Origin of the sequence: Streptomyces sp. NPDC001933, from assembly GCF_042890955.1 — a bacterium.
Lineage (GTDB): Bacteria > Actinomycetota > Actinomycetes > Streptomycetales > Streptomycetaceae > Streptomyces.
The window spans coordinates 188,395-201,892 of sequence record NZ_JBIASS010000005.1; the positions used below are offsets into that span (position 1 = coordinate 188,395).

At 72.5% G+C, this 13,498-nt stretch carries 14 protein-coding genes; 5 read left to right on the plus strand and 9 right to left on the minus strand.

Annotated elements, in window-relative coordinates; all coding sequences use genetic code 11:
- Positions 1–115: 115 nt before the first annotated feature.
- On the plus strand, positions 116–730 hold the full coding sequence (locus tag ACFYY7_RS14605) for a flavin reductase family protein (RefSeq protein ID WP_376424558.1): 615 nt from the start codon (positions 116–118) through the stop codon (positions 728–730).
- Positions 731–793: 63 nt separating this feature from the next.
- Here the strand turns inward: ACFYY7_RS14605 and ACFYY7_RS14610 are convergent, their stop codons facing one another.
- Positions 794–1,681, minus strand: coding sequence for a LysR family transcriptional regulator (locus ACFYY7_RS14610; protein ID WP_388662005.1), 888 nt, complete (start codon positions 1,679–1,681; stop codon positions 794–796).
- Positions 1,682–1,786: 105 nt separating this feature from the next.
- Between ACFYY7_RS14610 and ACFYY7_RS14615 the strand changes: the two genes are divergently transcribed.
- Positions 1,787–2,530, plus strand: coding sequence for a DUF6585 family protein (locus ACFYY7_RS14615; RefSeq protein ID WP_388661482.1), 744 nt, complete (start codon positions 1,787–1,789; stop codon positions 2,528–2,530).
- A gap of 21 nt (positions 2,531–2,551) precedes the next feature.
- Here ACFYY7_RS14615 and ACFYY7_RS14620 read toward each other — a convergent pair whose 3' ends face one another.
- Positions 2,552–3,904 carry an MFS transporter gene (locus ACFYY7_RS14620; RefSeq protein ID WP_388661485.1) on the minus strand — a complete coding sequence of 451 codons (1,353 nt, stop codon included), beginning with the start codon at positions 3,902–3,904 and terminating at the stop codon, positions 2,552–2,554.
- A 169-nt stretch (positions 3,905–4,073) separates the two neighbouring features.
- On the opposite strand from ACFYY7_RS14620, the gene ACFYY7_RS14625 reads away from it, so the two are divergent.
- On the plus strand, positions 4,074–4,400 hold the full coding sequence (locus ACFYY7_RS14625; RefSeq protein WP_388661488.1) for a hypothetical protein: 327 nt from the start codon (positions 4,074–4,076) through the stop codon (positions 4,398–4,400).
- Here ACFYY7_RS14625 and ACFYY7_RS14630 read toward each other — a convergent pair.
- Positions 4,357–4,812, minus strand: a complete 456-nt coding sequence (locus ACFYY7_RS14630) for a DUF2809 domain-containing protein (protein ID WP_388661491.1) — start codon at positions 4,810–4,812, stop codon at positions 4,357–4,359. The two genes, ACFYY7_RS14625 and ACFYY7_RS14630, sit on opposite strands and share 44 nt — an antisense overlap.
- Positions 4,809–6,029, minus strand: a complete 1,221-nt coding sequence (locus ACFYY7_RS14635; protein WP_266730597.1) for an MFS transporter — start codon at positions 6,027–6,029, stop codon at positions 4,809–4,811. Before ACFYY7_RS14635 ends, ACFYY7_RS14630 begins: the two co-directional genes overlap by 4 nt.
- A gap of 151 nt (positions 6,030–6,180) precedes the next feature.
- On the opposite strand from ACFYY7_RS14635, the gene ACFYY7_RS14640 reads away from it, so the two are divergent.
- Positions 6,181–7,164, plus strand: coding sequence for a GlxA family transcriptional regulator (locus ACFYY7_RS14640; RefSeq protein ID WP_388661494.1), 984 nt, complete (start codon positions 6,181–6,183; stop codon positions 7,162–7,164).
- Positions 7,165–7,251: 87 nt separating this feature from the next.
- On the opposite strand, the gene ACFYY7_RS14645 is transcribed toward ACFYY7_RS14640, so the two are convergent.
- From ACFYY7_RS14645 to ACFYY7_RS14655, 3 genes are read right to left on the minus strand one after another with little or no spacing between them, the layout of a single operon-like run.
- Positions 7,252–8,301 carry a Zn-dependent alcohol dehydrogenase gene (locus tag ACFYY7_RS14645; protein WP_388661497.1) on the minus strand — a complete coding sequence of 350 codons (1,050 nt, stop codon included), beginning with the start codon at positions 8,299–8,301 and terminating at the stop codon, positions 7,252–7,254.
- A complete protein-coding gene (locus ACFYY7_RS14650) occupies positions 8,298–9,494 on the minus strand; it encodes an acyl-CoA dehydrogenase family protein (RefSeq protein WP_383717396.1) in 1,197 nt (398 codons plus the stop codon). The genes ACFYY7_RS14645 and ACFYY7_RS14650 overlap by 4 nt, the downstream gene beginning before the upstream one ends.
- 37 nt (positions 9,495–9,531) lie before the next feature.
- On the minus strand, positions 9,532–10,446 hold the full coding sequence (locus ACFYY7_RS14655) for an SDR family oxidoreductase (protein ID WP_266730603.1): 915 nt from the start codon (positions 10,444–10,446) through the stop codon (positions 9,532–9,534).
- Positions 10,447–10,529: 83 nt separating this feature from the next.
- Here ACFYY7_RS14655 and ACFYY7_RS14660 point away from each other — a divergent pair, with 83 nt between their 5' ends.
- Positions 10,530–11,456, plus strand: a complete 927-nt coding sequence (locus ACFYY7_RS14660) for a cyclase family protein (RefSeq protein ID WP_388661502.1) — start codon at positions 10,530–10,532, stop codon at positions 11,454–11,456.
- Positions 11,457–11,487: 31 nt separating this feature from the next.
- On the opposite strand, the gene ACFYY7_RS14665 is transcribed toward ACFYY7_RS14660, so the two are convergent.
- Positions 11,488–12,006 carry an ATP-binding protein gene (locus tag ACFYY7_RS14665; RefSeq protein ID WP_388661504.1) on the minus strand — a complete coding sequence of 173 codons (519 nt, stop codon included), beginning with the start codon at positions 12,004–12,006 and terminating at the stop codon, positions 11,488–11,490.
- Positions 12,007–12,523: 517 nt separating this feature from the next.
- Positions 12,524–13,498, minus strand: coding sequence for an acyl-CoA dehydrogenase family protein (locus ACFYY7_RS14670; RefSeq protein ID WP_388661507.1), 975 nt, complete (start codon positions 13,496–13,498; stop codon positions 12,524–12,526).

A 13,498-nucleotide genomic window follows, 5' to 3' on the forward strand; every position in this document is an offset into this window, starting at 1 on the left:
CCGACGATCGTCAGGGGTGGAGCCTGCCGCACCGGCAGGTCCAAGCTGCCGGTCCCCGGGCCTTCCAATCTGACGGGGTGTCAGCTCTAATCGAAGGGTGATGGGACACGCAGGCATGGCCGCCATCGCCGTCCGGTACCTCAGGTCCGTCGGCGCCGCCACCACCGCAGGGCCGGCACCGGTCGACGCACTGCCGCGCCCGCATCTGCGAGCCGTGGCCGACGGGGAGCGGCCGCCCGTCGATCCGGGCGAATTCCGCCGCGTACTGGGGCACTTCGCCAGCGGCGTCACCATCGTCACCGCACACGACCCGGACGACGAGGAGGGCCCGGCGGGCTTCGCCTGCCAGTCGTTCGCCTCGCTCTCCCTCGATCCGCCGCTGGTCACGTTCATGGTCGCCCGTACGTCGACGACCTGGCCGCGCATCGCGCGCGCCGGGGCCTTCTGCGTCAACATCCTCGGCGCGGGCCAGGGCGAGCTGTGCCGGAGCTTCGCGGTGAGCGGCGCGGACAAGTTCGCGGGGGTGGCGTACGAGGCCGCCCCGGCGACCGGGTCGCCGCTGCTGGACTCCGTACCGGCCTGGATCGACTGCCGCATCCAGGCGGTCCACACCGGGGGCGACCATCTGATCGTCGTCGGCCGGGTGGCGGCGATGGGAGCGGTGGACGGGGCCGATCCGCTGCTGTTCCACCGGGGGAAGTTCGGACGGTTCGGGCCGCTCGACGGGTAAGCACGCGCCGCAGGCGGGTCGGCCGGTGCGCCGGCGCCTCGGCACGCCGGTACACGTACGCCTTCAGCCGGCCGCGTCGCGCAGCAGATCCCGCAGCTTCAGCGCCGCCGGAAGCGGGGCGGCGGCGGGCAGTGCGACATGTACGGTCCGGCGCGGGGCGAGGTCGCCGAGCCGGCAGACGGCGAGTTCGGCGGGGACCGCCCAGGCGGCCAGCGAGGGGACCAGCGCGACCCCCAGCCCGGCGGCCGCGTAACCGAACTTGCCGGTCCACTCGGCGATCCGGACGATCCGCTTCGGCTGGAAGCCGGCCCGGCCGCAGACCTCGGCGAGCATCATGGGCCGGTCGGCGGAGACGTCCTGGAGCCAGGTCTCGTCGCGCAGTTCGCGCAGATCCACCGTCCCGGTTCCGGCCAGGCGGTGGTCGCGGGGGAGCACGACGAACAACTCGTCATCCAGCAGCGCCTCGGTCGTGACGCCGTCGGCCGACGGCAGACCCGACGGGTAGTCGCTGACCACGGCCAGGTCGAGCGCCCCGTCCGCCAGACGCCGCATCGACTCACCGGTCCGGCCCTCGACCGCGACGACCTCGACATCCGGCCTGGACCTGGCGAACGCCCGCAGCGCGGAGGGCACCAGCGAGACATTGGCCGTGGCGAACGCCCCCACCCGAAGCCGCCCGCCCCGCCCGGCCCGGATCGCGGCCATCTCGTGCTCCGCACCCGCCAGGCGCGCGAGCACCTCCACGGCGTGCCGGTGCAGCGCGTGGCCGGCCGGATTCAGCCGTACGCCCCGGGCGAGCCGTTCGAAGAGCGGTCCGCCCGCCTCCTTCTCCAACGAGGCGATCCGCCGGGACACCGCCGACTGCGTGTAGTCGAGCCGGACCGCGGCCTTCGTGAACGATCCGGTTTCGGCCACCGTCACCAGCAGACGCAGCGCGTCGATCTCGAACACATTCCTCCCTCGCATGACTCGCATGCAATCTAGTCGCTGGTGGAATGGCTTGTCCGGTCCTAGCTTCGACAGGAGTTCGCGAGCTTCGAGACGAGGGACACGTCCATGGCAGCAGCACCGAACACCCTGTCACCCGAGGCCGCCGAGTTGGCCGCCGCCCACCGACTCGGCGCTCCGCAGGGCACGTTCGCCCCCAAGCGCCTGAACAAGGCGCTCTTCGTCCTCTACGTCTTCACGACCCTCCACCTCTTGGCGATGCTCGTGATACCCGGCCTGCTGTTCTTCTGGTGGCTGCGCCGGTACCCGGACTTCAGCCGGAGACAGGCCGCCAAGCGCCTCCACCTGTTCGAGAACGGATTGATCGTGCACCCGGAGTCCGGCGACGGCAGGGCCGTCATCCGCTGGGACTCCGTGCGGCTCTACCAGGACATCACCCAGAAGATCATCAACGGCGTCCCGTCGACCACCGAGTACGTCTACTCCGCGGTGGGACCGGGCCGGGCCCACGCGAGAATCACGCACTTCTACGAGGGCCCCGAGACCTGGGGGCCCCATATGCAGCAGGCCGTCCTGCGGGCCCAGGGCCCGGCGGTCCTGGAATCGGTCCTGGCGGGCGGGACGGCCGACTTCGGGGAATTCTCGCTCTCCCGCACCGGCCTGACCGCCCGGGGGAAGGGCCACCTCCCCTGGTCCGGCATCCAGGAGATCCGTGTGTCAGCGGGCCGGGTGAACGCCATGGGGACCGGCGGCTCCGGGCGCCGTTGCAGCGCCGCGGTCAGCGACATCGCGAACCTGCACGTCTTCCTGGCCGTCGCCCAGCACCTTTGCGCCGAAAGTTCGTCGGCCTGAGGCGCCCGGCTCCCGGCAACATCAGCCGAGGCCGGCGACGGCGGCAGCGTCCGAGGGCTCCTTCACCCGGCGGATCACCAGCGCCATCAGCGCCGCCATCGCGCACAGCGCCCCGGACGCGTACCAGACCACGTCGTACGAGCCGAACACGTCGCGCGCCACCCCGCCCAGGAACGCCACCAGCGCCGCGCCGACCTGATGGGACGCCAGCACCCAGCCGAAGACGATGGCGCTGTCCTGCCCGTACTGCTCGCGGCACAGGGCCAGCGTCGGCGGGACGGTGGCGACCCAGTCCAGGCCGTAGAAGACGATGAAGAACACCATCGGCGGCTGCACCGTCGGCGCCATCAGCATCGGCAGGAAGAGCAGCGAGACGCCGCGCAGCGCGTAGTAGACGGCGAGGAGCCGCCGGGCGTCGAAGCGGTCGGTGAGCCAGCCGGAGAAGACGGTGCCGATGATGTCGAAGATCCCGATGACGGCGAGCAGTGACGCCGCGGCGGTGATGGGCATGTGGTGGTCGTGGGCCGAGGGCACGAAGTGCGTACGGATCAGGCCGTTGGTCGAGGCCCCGCAGATCGCGAACGTACCGGCCAGCAGCCAGAACGGCCCGGTGCGCGCCGCGTCGGTCAGTACGCGCAGGGTCCGCCGCGCCGCCCCGCGCGCGGGCGCCGGCTTCTCCACGTAGCTGCCGCCGTACGGGGCGAGGCCCACGTCGGCCGGGTGGTCACGGAGCAGGAACCAGACGAACGGGACGACGACCAGGGCCGCGAGCGCCACCGTCACCGAGGCGGGGCGCCAGCCGTGGTGCTCGACGATCCAGGCGCACAGCGGCAGGAAGACCAGCTGACCGGAGGCGCCGGCCGCGGTGAGGATGCCGGTGACCAGGCCGCGCCGGGCCACGAACCAGCGGTTGGTGACCGTGGCGGAGAACGCCATCGCCATGGAGCCGGTGCCCAGGCCGACGAGCACGCCCCAGTAGAGCATCAGCTGCCAGGAGGCCGTCATCCATACGCTGGCCAGCGCCCCGGTGGCCACGGTGGTGAGGGCGACGACGACCACCCGGCGGATGCCGAAGCGGTCCATCAGCGCGGCGGCGAACGGTGCGGTGAGCCCGTACAGCGCCATGTCGATGGAGACGGCGAGTCCGATCTCCCCGCGCGACCAGCCGAACCGCGCGTTGAGCGGCTCGATGAGGAGGCCGGGGAGGGAGTTGAACGCGGCGCCGCCGATGATCGTCACGAAGGTGACGGCGGCGACGATCCAGGCGCGGTGAACACGTCTGCGCGAGGGGCGCCCGGGGGCCGCCGGGGTGGTGGCCGGCCGGTCGTCGTACCGGGCGGCGCTGTCGGTTGTCTGGGTCACGTCACTCAGCATCGGGTCGCGGCGCACCTCCTCACGAGTGGCCGGAGGGACACCCTTCGCAGGAATCGGGCCATGGGGATGGACGCCCCGGACGGCAGGACCGGACACACGTACGATCGACTGTCCCCGACGGCCGGGCGCCCGCCCTCGAATCCGTCGCGTACCGAACCGGGGGAACGACATGCAGTGGGCAGCACGCGAGCGCTTCACCAACCGCTCCTCGCTGATGCAGGTCTGGGGCGTCGGGCTGCTGCTCGCCGCCTGCGCCCTGTGGATCTGGCTGGGCTTCCTGCTGGCGGACGAGCCGGACACGTACTGCTACCGCGTCTCCTCGTGCGAGGTGCTCACCGAGGTGCCGAAGCAGCTGACCGTCCTGGGGATCTCCGCGCCCCTGTCCGTCCTCGGTGCGGGGCTGCTGGTCGCCGGCAGTGTGCGCAGGCAGACCAGCGCCCATGTCTTCGAGGTCATCGAGATGCAGAAGTCCGAGGAGCGGAGCCGGGAGAAGTAGCCAGGGCCGCCACCGCCCAGGCGAAGCCCGCGCCCACCGCGTACCAGAGCAGATCGGGCGCGTTGAAGGTCGAGCCGAGCACCAGCCGCGCCACCGTGCTGTGCCGGGAGAGATCCGCGGGCACCCCGGTCAGTTGCAGCAGTTCCACCGCCCAGCTGAACGCCAGCCCCGCCCCGGCCGTGACGGCCGGCCGCGCGCCGGGCGCGATCACGGCGGCCAGGGCGCAGATCAGCACGGTGTAGAGCGCGTCCCCGGCGTACTTGGCGAGGTCGCCGTCCATGAAGGCCCTGGCCCCGAGCCCGGCGAGCACGGTCAGCGCCGCGGCGCCGGCCGCGACCGCACGGGCGCGCCAGGCCGTCCGGATTCCCCCGGCCCCAGCCCCGGCCCCGGCCTTGCCCCCTCCCCCGGTCACGCGATCCGCTCCAGCCGGCTGATCGGCCGGGCCACCAGCAGCACCGCCACCACCATCAGGTTGATCACCGCACCGGCCAGCAGCACCTCGGGGGTGCCCACCCGGTCCGCGACCGGTCCGGCCAGCGCACGGCCCGCCGCCAGCATCAGCAGCGAGCCCGCCACGTCGTACGCGTGCAGGCGGTTCAGCGCCTCGGGCGGCACATGGGTCTGGACCGTCGTCGACCACATCACCAGCCAGAACGCGAACGCCGCGCCCGCCGCGAACTGCCCCGCCCCGAGCGCGGGCACCGGCAGCCCGAGCCCCAGCACCAGCAGGTTCACGCAGACCCCGGTCAGCGCGACGGCGCCCGCCGCGAGCGGGCGGCGGGGTCTCAGGCGCAGGGCCAGCAGCCCGCCGACGACGCTGCCCGCGCCGTTCACCGCCATCATCACGCCGTACGTGCCCGAGCCGTGCGCCTCGGTGACCTCGACCGCGGTGAGCGGCAGCATCGGGCCGAGCACCGTGAAGCCGTACACCGTCCAGATCGCGATCACCCCCCACAGCCAGCTGCGGGCCCGGAACTCCCGCCACCCGTCGGCCAGTTCGGCGACGAAACCGCCACGCTGCGCCTCGTCCGAGGGAGCCGGGGCGAGCCGGAGCAGGAACAGGCAGATGCCGGAGACCAGGAACGTCGAGGCGTTCGCCGCGTAGACCGCCCCGGCACTGGCCAGCCCGACGAGCATGCCCGCGAAGGCCGGGCCCGCCATGGTCATCAGCGCCTCGGAGACCCTCAGTACCGCGTTGGCCCGCTGCACGTCCGAGGCGACCCGGGGCACGGTCGAGGCGACACCCGGCTGGAAGAGCGCGGCGCCCACCCCGGCCACCGCGCTGAGCGTGTACACCGCCCACAGCGGCGGGTTGCCGGTGGCGAAGGAGAACGCCAGCACCGAGGCCCCGACCAGCCGCAGCGCGTCCGCGATGATCATCATCCGGCGGGGGGTGAACCGGTCCGCCAGTACGCCGCCGAAGAGCACGAAGACCGCCAGCGGGCCCATCCAGGCGGCGAGCGCGAACCCCACGGAGGAGTGCGGGCGGCCGGCGCCCAGCAGCCCGGCGGTGAGCGCCACCGGGATCATGCCGTCACCGAAGAGCGCGGCGGTGCGGGCGACGAAGAAGAGCCGGAAGTTACGGTTCCAGAGCCCTTCCGACCGGCCGCTCCCCAGGCCCTCGCCCATCGTGCGCACCCCTGACGAACCGGCCGGAAGGGGCTGCGCACCATCGCGTTCGACGGCGGGAATGTGCGGGTGTTCCGCTGACTTTTCCTTCACAGGAGTGACATGTATCAGGGTTGAGGTCTATACCACTAGGGGTGAAGGGAGTCCGCCAATGCCGCACCGAATCGCCGTCCTGGCCCTCGACGGGCTGCTGCCCTTCGAACTGGGCATCCCCCAGCGGATATTCGGCCGCGCGTTCGGCATCGAGCCGCACGAGAAGGGCCGCAGCCTGTACGAAGTCGTGACCTGTTCCGTCCGCCCGCCGGGCCCGGTCCGTACCGACGCGGACTTCACGATCACCGTCGAACGCGGCCCCGAGGCCCTGGCCACCGCCGACACGGTGGTGATTCCCGCCAGCTACGAACTCGGCCCCGTCTTCGACGAGGGCAGGCTCACCGGCGAACTGGCCGCCGCGTTCGCCCGGATCAGGCCGGGAACCCGGATGGTCTCGATCTGCACGGGCAGCTACGTGCTGGCCGCCGCCGGGTATCTCGACGGGCGCCCCGCCACCACCCACTGGTCGCACGCCGACCACTTCCAGCAGCTCTTCCCCGAGGTCCGGGTCGACCCGGACGTCCTGTTCATCGACGACGGGGACGTCCTGACCTCCGCCGGGGTCGCCGCCGGGATCGATCTCTGTCTGCACATCGTGCGCCGGGACCACGGCACCGCCGTCGCCAATGACGTCGCCCGGCGCACGGTCGTGCCCCCGCACCGGGACGGCGGACAGGCGCAGTACATCCAACGCCCCTTGCCCGAGGCCCGGTTCGCGACCACGACCACCGCGCGCAGTTGGGCGCTCGGGCGGCTGGAGCGCCCGATCCTGCTGCGCGACATGGCGCAGCAGGAGTCGATGAGCGTGCGCACCTTCACCCGGCGGTTCCGGGAGGAGGTCGGGGTCAGCCCCGTCCAGTGGCTGACCCGGCAGCGGGTCGAACGGGCCCGGCACCTGCTGGAGTCGACGGACCTGTCGATCGACCAGGTGGCGCGGGACGCGGGCTTCGGGACGCCCACGTCACTGCGGCAGCATCTCCAGGCGGCGCTGGGGGTGTCCCCGACGGTGTACCGGCGCACCTTCCGCGCCGGGAGTGCCTGAGAGGCGCCCGGCGCGGAAGGTCAGAACACCTGAGGGCCAGAACACGCGGAGGGTCAGAATACGCCGGGGGTCAGAACACGCGGGAGGTCAGAACACCAGCACGCCCCGGGCCACCCGGCCGTGGTGCGCGTCGTCCGCCGCCTTGGCGAAGTCCTCCACCGGGTAGGTGGTGGTGACGAGTTCGTCCAGGAGCAGCCGGCCCTCCCGGTACAGCTCCGCGTAGAGCGCGATGTCCCGCTGCGGGCGCGAGGAGCCGTACCGGCAGCCCAGGATCGACTTGTCCAGGTACATCGACGAGACGAGGAACGACGCCTCCGCCGTGGCCGCCGGGACACCGAGCAGGATCGCCTGGCCGTGCCGGTCCAGCAGGTCGATCGCGGTACGGATCAGCTCCGTGCGGCCGACGCACTCGAAGGCGTGGTCGGCGCCGTTCGGCAGGATGTCCCGCACCCCGTCCGCCGAGGTCAGGAAGTGTGTCGCGCCGAACTGCCGGGCCGCCGCCTCCTTCGCCGGGTTGGCGTCGACGGCGACGATCGTCAGCGCGCCCGCGATCCGGGCGCCCTGGATCACGTTGAGCCCGATGCCGCCGGTGCCGATCACCACGACCGTGTCGCCCCGGTCGACCTTCGCCCGGTTGAGCACGGCGCCGACGCCCGTCAGCACCCCGCAGCCGATCAGGGCCGCCGAGGTCATCGGGATGTCCTCCGGGATCTTCACCGCCTGCACGGCCTTGACCAGGGTCCGTTCGGCGAAGGCCGAGTTGGAGGCGAACTGGTACAGCGGCTTCCCGCGCCGCGTGAACGGCTGCCCCGGCATCCCGATCGCCTTGCGGCACATGGTCGGGCGCCCCCGGTCGCACTGGGCGCACGCCCCGCAGTTGGCCAGCGTGGACAGCGACACGTGGTCGCCGGGCGCCACATGACGGACGCCGGCGCCGACCGCCTCGACCACACCCGCGCCCTCGTGCCCGAGCACCACCGGCGGCGGGAACGGAATCGTCCCGTCGATCACCGAGAGATCGCTGTGGCACAGCCCGGCCGCGGCCACCGCCACCAGCACCTCGCCGGGGCCCGGATCGCGTATCTCCAGATCGTCGACGACCTCGGTCCGCTTGCCGTCGAAGACGACGCCTCTCATCTCGGCTCCCTCGGTAGGCCGAGCACCCGCTCGGCGATGATGTTCCGCTGGATCTCGTCCGAGCCGCCGTAGATGGTGTCGGACCGGGTGAACAGGAACAGGCGCTGTGCCTCGTCGAGTCCGTACGGTTGTTTCGCCGACCAGTCGTCCGGGCCGACGGCCGCCGCCGTGCCCCTGATCTGCACGGCCAGCTCGCCCAGGCGCTGGTGCCAGCCGCCCCAGAGCAGTTTCGCCACGCTGGGCGCGCCCGGGTCGCCGGTGGAGCCGAGGGTGCGCAGGGCGTTCCAGCGCATCGTCCGCAGCTGGGCCCACTGCCGTACGAGGCGTTCGCGCAGGACCGGGTCCATGACGGCGCCGCTGTCGACGGCCGCCTCGACCACCCGGCCCAGTTCGGCGGCGAAGCCGATCTGCTGGACGAGCGTGGAGACGCCTCGCTCCAGGGCCAGCAGCCCCATGGCGACCGTCCAGCCGTTGCCCTCGCCGCCGACGCACTCCTCGGCGTGCGCCCCGTCGAAGAAGACCTCGTTGAACTCGCTGGTCCCCGACATCTGGCGGATCGGCCGTACCTCGATCCTGCCGGGCTGGTCCATCGGCACGAGCAGGAACGACAGGCCGTGGTGGCGGCGGGAGCCGGGCTCCGTGCGGGCCAGCACGAAGCACCAGTCGGCCTCCTTCGCGAGCGACGTCCAGATCTTCTGCCCGGTCACCCGGTGACCGCCGCTGCCCGGGTCGCGCACCGCGGCCGTGCGCACCGCGGCCAGGTCCGATCCGGCGTCCGGCTCGCTGTACCCCTGGCACCAGAGCGCGTCGCCGCGCGCCACGGCGGGCAGGAAGCGGCGCTGCTGCTCCTGGCTGCCGTAGGCGATCAGGGTCGGGGCGAGGAGGTTCTCGCCGATGTGACCGACCCGGGCGGGGGCGTCGGCGCGGGCGTACTCCTCGGCCCAGACGACCTGCTGGACGAGGCCGGCGCGGCGGTTGCCGTGGCCGGCGCCGTGGTCGTCCCAGCCGAGGCCGATCCAGCCGTCGCGGCCGAGTTCGCGCTCCCAGGCGCGGCGGACCGCGACGCCCTCGTGCTCGCTGCCGGGGCCGCCGGTGCCGGCGGCCGCCGCGTACTCGCCCACGAGGTGCTCTTCCAGCCAGCCGCGCGCCTCCGCACGGAAGGCGGTGTCGTCGGGGCCGAAGCTGAAGTCCACTGGTGCCTCCTGCTGTTGCCGCTCGCCGTCCAGGACCTCACGCGTTCGGGCGCGCCTTCGCCGCCGCCGCGGCGGCCATCTCCTCCAGCCGTGCCAGCATCGGCATCGGGTCGGTGCCCACCGTCCCCGGCAGGAAGTCCGCGATCCGCTCCGGGGTCCACGCCCCCTCGACGTACCCGGCCCGCAGCTCCCTGGGCTGGGCCCAGACCGCGATCTTCGGCCCCGCGACCGTGTACACCTGGCCGGTGATCTTCTCCTGGCGGGCCCGTTCGCTGAGCAGGTAGACGACGAGCGCCGCCACGTCCTCCGGCTCGCCGATCTCCTTGAGCTCCATGGGGACGTTGGCGGACATCCGGGTGCGGGCGACCGGGGCGACGGCGTTGGCCGTGACTCCGTACTTGTGCAGGCCGAGCGCCGCGCTGCGGACCAGCGAGATGATCCCGCCCTTCGCGGCGCTGTAGTTGGCCTGGGCGACGCTGCCCTGGTGGTTGCCGCTGGTGAAGCCGATCAGGGTGCCGCCGCCCTCCTGCTTGCGCATCACCGCCGACGCGGCCCGGAAGACGGTGAAGGTGCCCTTGAGGTGGGTGGCGACCACCGGGTCCCACTCCTCCTCGGACATGTTGAACAGCATCCGTTCCCGCAGGATGCCGGCCACGCAGACGACCCCGTCGATCCGGCCGAACCGGGCGAGCGCCGTGTCCACGATCCGCTGGCCGCCCGCCATCGTGGCGATGTCGTCGGCGACCGCCACCGCCTCGCCGCCCGCCGCCTCGATCTCCTTGACGACCGACTCGGCCACCTCGCTGCTCGGCTCGCCGCCCTCGATGGAGACGCCGTAGTCGTTGACGACGACCCGCGCCCCCTCGGCCGCGGCCGCGAGCGCGACCGCCCGCCCGATGCCGCGCCCGGCACCCGTGACGGCCACCACCTTGCCTGCCAAGAAGTTCCCCATGCCCGGCCCCTTCCCGCGGTTTCTGACGGACCGTTAGATTTTATGGGCCATCAGGTCCACGAGCACAAGCCCCAGGAGGCGCCATGTCACTGCCGGCCGAGTTCCACGACATCGCGAAGCGGGTCAACAACTGGGGCCGCTGGGGGGCCGACGACGAGATCGGAACGCTCAACCTGATCACCGACGCCGTCGTGCGCGAGGCGGCGGCCACCGTCCGCACCGGTCTGCGGATCCCGCTCGCGCTCCCCCTCCAGCAGGACGGGGTGCAGAGCGGGCTGATCCCCGGGCGGGTCAATCCGCTGCACACCATGATCCAGATCAACCAGGAGCTCTTCGGCCCCGGCACCGTCGCCACCAGCGACGACACGGCGGTCCTGAGCCTGCAGACGGCCACCCACTGGGACGCGCTGACCCACGCCTCGCACTCGGGGAAGATCTACAACGGCCGCCCGGCCGCGACGATCACCGCACACGGCGGCGCGCAGTTCAGCGGGATAGACAAGGCGCCGCACATCGTCTCGCGCGGGGTGCTGCTCGACGTGGCGCGGGCCCACGGCGTGGACCGGCTGGAGGGCGGCCACGCCGTCACCCCCGAGGACCTGGACGCGGCCGAGGATCTGGCGGGGGTACGGGTCAGGTCCGGCGACATCGTGCTCGTACGGACCGGGCAGGTGCAGGTGTATCTGGCGGGCGACAAGCACGCGTACGGCTATCCGTCGCCCGGCCTGTCGGTCCGGACGCCCGAGTGGTTCCGCGCGCGCGATGTGGCGGCGGTCGCCAACGACACCCTGACCTTCGAGATCTTCCCGCCGGAGATCGAGGACCTGTGGCTGGGGGTGCACGCGCTGGACCTGGTCGAGATGGGCATGCTGCAGGGCCAGAACTGGAATCTGGAGGCGCTGTCCACAGCCTGTGCACAGGAGAAGCGGTACGCCTTCCTGCTCTCCGCCATGCCAGAGCCGTTCACCGGTGCGACCGGCACCCCGGTGGCGCCGGTCGCCGTCCTGTGACCGGAGAGCCCTCAGCGAACTGCTTTAACCTTTATGCAAAGTGCTTGACGGCTTGTGACACCTGGTGCGCATCACGGTCCGCATCCCCCGCGCAGGGCGTCGCACCCTGCGCGCCGGGGTGCAGCGGCAGCTGGATCAGCGGCGCGCCCCGGTCGACCTCGCACCAGATGCGCTTGCCCGCACCCTCCGGCTGCCAGCCCCAGCGGTCGGCGAGGCCGTCGACCAGCTCCAGGCCCCGGCCGTTGGTGTCCTCGCCCGCCGCGTGGCGCTGCTGCGGCGGGCGACAGCTGGTGTCGGCCACCTCGACCCGGACGGTCCCGGCCGCACCGGCCGAGCCGGTCAGGCCGAACAGCATGCGCAGCACCGCCGGGCACCCGGTGTGCACCACCGCGTTGGTGACCAGCTCCGAGATCAGCAGGATGAGCGTCTCGGCCAGTGGCTCGTCGTCACTTATCCCGGACCCGACCAGTCTCGACCGGGCCCATCTACGGGCCCGCCCGACCTCTGCGGGATCCGGCCCGACTTCCAGCTGAACCTGAAGCACCTGCACCGCTCACACCATCCGAACCGGCGGACACATCGCCTCGCGCCTCCTCGGGGTCACGGAACGTGATTCCCCTGCGAGACAGCATGGTTGACGTACAGTCACCGCAACAAGCGCTTCGGGCATATTCCAGCGCGAAGGAGTACGCGTGATGCATACTGTGCGACGCACGTTGCGGGGAGTCGAACAGAGGCGCGTCGAGGCCGTACGAACCGCCCCCGGGGCATGCCCGGCGCTTCTGCCTGGAACGCGAGCAGGGCACCGTTCCGGAGCCGGAGTCACCGCAGGGGCAACGCCCGGACCGCCCGGTTCCAGTTCCTGTCGCATCCAACGGAGCGTACCCGAGCCCGGCACCGACTCCACCCCGTGACGGATGACGTGAAGGCCGCAGGCCGGGGCCGGAGCCGGTCAACTGCACTGCGTAACTCCGCAGCGTGAGGCTTGCGGCTCCGCCTGCCATCTGCGTGCATCATGCATTCACCCGCCGCCGGACGCCCGCGGTCCGCACGGAACCCGCCCGGTTTCAGCACAGGTCCTCCGCGAGCACCTCCTCGGCCGCCGCCGCCGTCAGCCACTGTCCGGACCGCAGCCAGGCCCGCTTGAGGTGCAGGTGGACGTCTGCCTCCCAGGTGAAGCCCATGCCGCCGTGCACCTGGAGGCAGTCGCGCGCGTTGCGGACCGCGGCGTCGTCGGCGAGCAGTTTGGCGCCCGCGATCTCCACCGGGTCCGCGGTCACGGCCGCCGCGTACACGGCGCAGCGGGCCAGTTCGGCGCGGACCAGCATTCCGGCGCACAGGTGTTTGACCGCCTGGAAGGAGCCGATCGGCGATCCGAACTGTTCGCGCCCACCGGCGTGTTGGACGGCCATCTCGGTCGTCCGGGCGGCGCTGCCGAGCTGTTCGGCGGCGGCGAGCAGGGCGCCCTCGTCGCGCAGCCGCCCGCCCCGGGGCAGCGGCTCGCCCGCCTCCACCGGGTCCGCGACCCGCCACAGGGGCGTGAACGGGTCCATCGAACGTACGGGGGTGGCGGCGTCCCGGACCGGGGCGACGTCCGCCGGGGCGGCGCCGGACACCGGGGCGGCCCCGGCGGATTCCCGTGGTCCGTCCCCGGGGCCGAGCACCAGCAGCGCGTCCGCCTCGCCCAGGTGTGCCACCGGCTGCCCCTGGTCGAGCACGGCGACCACCGTCTCGCCCTGCGCCGCGCCCTTGACCGGGCCGGCCGCGAGGTGGGTGGCGATCAGCGGTCCGGGCAGCAGCGAGCGCCCCGCCTCCTCGAAGAGCAGGACCGCTTCGGGCAGCCCGAGACCGACGCCGCCCTCCGCCTCCGGGAGCCGCAGCGCGAAGAACCCGGCCTCGCCGAGCTCCCGCCACAGGGCCCGGTCGACGCCCGTGCCGCCGTCGAGCGCCGCCCGCATCCGGTCCCTGCCGAAACGCCCGGCGAGGAGTTCCCGCACCCCCGCCCGCAGGGCCCGCTGGTCGTCCGAGAGCTGGAAGTCCAT

Coding starts and splice junctions, on each gene's coding strand:
- ACFYY7_RS14605 (WP_376424558.1), top strand. CDS start 116: ATGGCCGCCATCGCCGTCCGGTACCTCAGGTCCGTCGGCGCCGCCACC.
- ACFYY7_RS14615 (WP_388661482.1), top strand. CDS start 1,787: ATGGCAGCAGCACCGAACACCCTGTCACCCGAGGCCGCCGAGTTGGCC.
- ACFYY7_RS14620 (WP_388661485.1), bottom strand. CDS start 3,904: ATGCTGAGTGACGTGACCCAGACAACCGACAGCGCCGCCCGGTACGAC.
- ACFYY7_RS14625 (WP_388661488.1), top strand. CDS start 4,074: ATGCAGTGGGCAGCACGCGAGCGCTTCACCAACCGCTCCTCGCTGATG.
- ACFYY7_RS14635 (WP_266730597.1), bottom strand. CDS start 6,029: ATGGGCGAGGGCCTGGGGAGCGGCCGGTCGGAAGGGCTCTGGAACCGT.
- ACFYY7_RS14640 (WP_388661494.1), top strand. CDS start 6,181: ATGCCGCACCGAATCGCCGTCCTGGCCCTCGACGGGCTGCTGCCCTTC.
- ACFYY7_RS14645 (WP_388661497.1), bottom strand. CDS start 8,301: ATGAGAGGCGTCGTCTTCGACGGCAAGCGGACCGAGGTCGTCGACGAT.
- ACFYY7_RS14655 (WP_266730603.1), bottom strand. CDS start 10,446: ATGGGGAACTTCTTGGCAGGCAAGGTGGTGGCCGTCACGGGTGCCGGG.
- ACFYY7_RS14660 (WP_388661502.1), top strand. CDS start 10,530: ATGTCACTGCCGGCCGAGTTCCACGACATCGCGAAGCGGGTCAACAAC.
- ACFYY7_RS14670 (WP_388661507.1), bottom strand. CDS start 13,498: ATGGACTTCCAGCTCTCGGACGACCAGCGGGCCCTGCGGGCGGGGGTG.